The organism is Mesorhizobium sp. M1169, from assembly GCF_040318345.1.
Taxonomy (GTDB): Bacteria; Pseudomonadota; Alphaproteobacteria; order Rhizobiales; family Rhizobiaceae; genus Mesorhizobium.
Genome location: NZ_JAMYME010000100.1, coordinates 1 through 2,501, shown reverse-complemented (window position 1 = coordinate 2,501; position 2,501 = coordinate 1). Strand labels below are relative to the sequence as shown.

Below are 2,501 nucleotides of genomic sequence, written 5' to 3'. Positions count from 1 at the left end.
GCGCCGGCGACCTCTACGCCGCCGGCTTCCTCTACGGCTACACGCAAGGCCGCAGCCTCAAGGATTGCGGCGATCTCGGCTCGCTGGCAGCCGGGCTGGTCATCCAGCAAATCGGCCCAAGTCCACGGCAAAATCTGCGCCGAGAGGCGGAGCAGGTGGGATTGCTGTAGGTGGCGAGCCAAGAACCAGCTGCCCAGCCTCCTTAATCCAGCCCGAGCCTTTTCTTCAGTTCCGCATTCTCCTTGCGGAGACGATCGGCAAGGAGGCTCTTTAGCCGCTTGTTTTCTTCCTCGAGCGCGACGAGATCCTTCAGCCCGTCACTGTCCGCCGCCGGCGCCGCCGCCTTCTTCCAAAGATAATATGTCTGTTCCGAGATGCCGGCTTGCTTCACCGCGCTCTTGAGAGTAGCGCCGCCGCCGATCGAGGTCTCGATCTGCGCCAGCTTCTGGGCACGATCGTTCGCGGAGTAGCTCTTTCGGCCTGTTCGCGCTGACGGCGGTGCTTCAGTGGTCGCGGATATCGGCTTGGCGCCCTCCTTGCGGGCAGGCGCGCTCGCCTCAGCTTCTGGCTTCCTCGACCGCCGCGCTCTCGTCTTCGGTTTTGGCGTTTCCGCTTTGTCTGCCGGTGCGCTAGGAACTACTGCCGACTCGGTTTCCAGGGGATTGGCCATGAAATGCTCCACTCGCGGTTTTTGCAAAGGTTCAGCATCAAGAGCCACTACAGTAGAGTCAACAAGCTGACGATTTAACGGCTCGACTTCCTTTGTTGTCTCGGCCATCGCCGCGGCGATGTCGAAATTGCCCCAGATGGAACGTGCGGATTTTTGATAATTGCGCTTTTGTTTGACTTCCACGGTGAATGGTCGCGTCTGCCGCCTCATAGTTCCTTCCTGAATAGGAGAATGAAGTCGCCGCTCGAATTTTTGGCGCTTGCTGCTTAGCGCGGAGCATTATCGTATAGCCGCTCAACGGGCAAGTGATGCCGGTCTTCGATGGCTGACCCATCTGGGGAGATTTGAGCGGCTTCGCGCGTCCTGCGCATGCCTGTAAGAGCCTGACTCGAAACTCGACGCACGACGTGGAGCTGCCATGCGGCGAAGCATGAGGCGGATCGAGGCGATGAAGATCCATGCCTCGGCGCTGGCGATGGTCGCCTCGAAGTCTTTGGTGAGCCGGCGACAACGTCCCAGCCAGGCGAAAGTTCGCTCGAGGACCCATCGTCGTGGCAGCACCTCGAAGCCCTTGGCCGCGTCGGAGCGCTTGATGATTTCGATGGTCCATGTGCCGAGATTGGCCAGTGCCTGCGACAGTTTTTCTCCGGCATAGCCGCCGTCGGCGAACAGATGCCGCAACCAGGGAGAAAGCCGTCGAATGGAGGCGATGACGCCGACTGCCTTCCTGGATGTCGGCCGTGTGCACCGTCAGCCCGACCAAGTGTCCCTCGGTGGCAGTAATGATATGGCGCTTGCGGCCTTTGAGCTTCTTGCCGACGTCGTTACCGCGCAAACCGGCAACGTCCGTAGTCTTTGCCGATTGGCTGTCGATGACACCGGCGCTCGGGCTCGCCTCGCGACCAAGCGCCAGGCGTGCCGCAGCCACCAAGTGGAAGTTGATGATCTTCCACAGCCCGTTGTCCCGCCAGGCATAGAAATAGCGTTGAACCGTCGAGACCGGCGGGAACCGATCCGGCAATGCCCGCCATTGGCAGCCGGTCCAGGCGATGTAGAGGAGCACGTCCACGACCGCCCGAAGTTCTGTCGTCCGCGGTCGTCCCGTTGTCTTCGTTCCCGGCAGGAACGGCTCGAGCAACGCCCATTCCCTGTCCGTCAACGCGTTTGCATCTCGCTGCCCCGCGCGGCAATATCGCCGGCGGGTGGTCTCCGTCCAACCCATGTCGTTATCCCGTTCAAGTCTAGACAACTCAAGCGAATCACAACGGACGGGGCCACTCAACCGCTTCCACCCCCAAAACCGAGTTTCGGGTCAGGCTCTAAGGGCAAACACCATGCCATTGTGGGTGGTGGTTTGCGTGGCGAGACACGCCTGGTAAGGACCCTCGTGGTTCCGGTACGGCCCCTGAATATCGTGGTCGCAATTGGGGTGGTAATGGTTTGGCGGGATTTGCTGACGCGAGAAAACGGTGTCGCTGCCGCCGCCGCAAACCTTCCTCGATGAAATCGCCGCCACTGCAGCCCTTTTCGCCTGCTTCACACCGATTGTGTTGAAAAAGTCCGGGTTGCAGCAGTCCTGAAGCACTTCTCTATTCGGCACGTTGAGGTCAAGCGCTTTCGAGCTTGCGGCTTCTCCGGCGTTTGACGTCTTTCGCGGGGCCTCGCTTCTCTACGGGATCGGCTTTAGCCCTCCCAGCATGGGATCAGGAGAATGAAGCGGCACAATCTGATTCGCGGCCTGATCGGCTTCTCTATTCGGCACGTTGAGGTCAAGCGCTTTCGAGCTTGCGGCTTCTCCGGCGTTTGACGTCTTTCGCGGGGCCTCGCTTCT

2 protein-coding genes and 1 pseudogene are annotated in these 2,501 nt (G+C 60.4%); 1 reads left to right on the top strand and 2 read right to left on the bottom strand.

Annotation, left to right across the window (positions count from 1 at the left end; all coding sequences use genetic code 11):
• On the top strand, nucleotides 1-170 hold a 170-nt coding region (locus tag NKH41_RS33955; RefSeq protein ID WP_352935968.1), incomplete at its 5' end, for a PfkB family carbohydrate kinase.
• 32 nt (nucleotides 171-202) lie between these two features.
• Here NKH41_RS33955 and NKH41_RS33950 read toward each other — a convergent pair.
• Together NKH41_RS33950 and NKH41_RS33945 are read right to left on the bottom strand one after the other, a co-directional pair.
• Complete coding sequence (locus NKH41_RS33950) at nucleotides 203-880, bottom strand: transposase (RefSeq protein ID WP_352935965.1); 678 nt, start codon at nucleotides 878-880, stop codon at nucleotides 203-205.
• A gap of 204 nt (nucleotides 881-1,084) precedes the next feature.
• Nucleotides 1,085-1,892: pseudogene (locus NKH41_RS33945) on the bottom strand (IS5 family transposase); the annotation flags it as partial.
• Nucleotides 1,893-2,501: the final 609 nt, after the last annotated feature.

Excerpts from the sequence above, each read along its gene's own strand:
- NKH41_RS33950 (WP_352935965.1), bottom strand. The coding sequence starts at position 880 with ATGAGGCGGCAGACGCGACCATTCACCGTGGAAGTCAAACAAAAGCGC.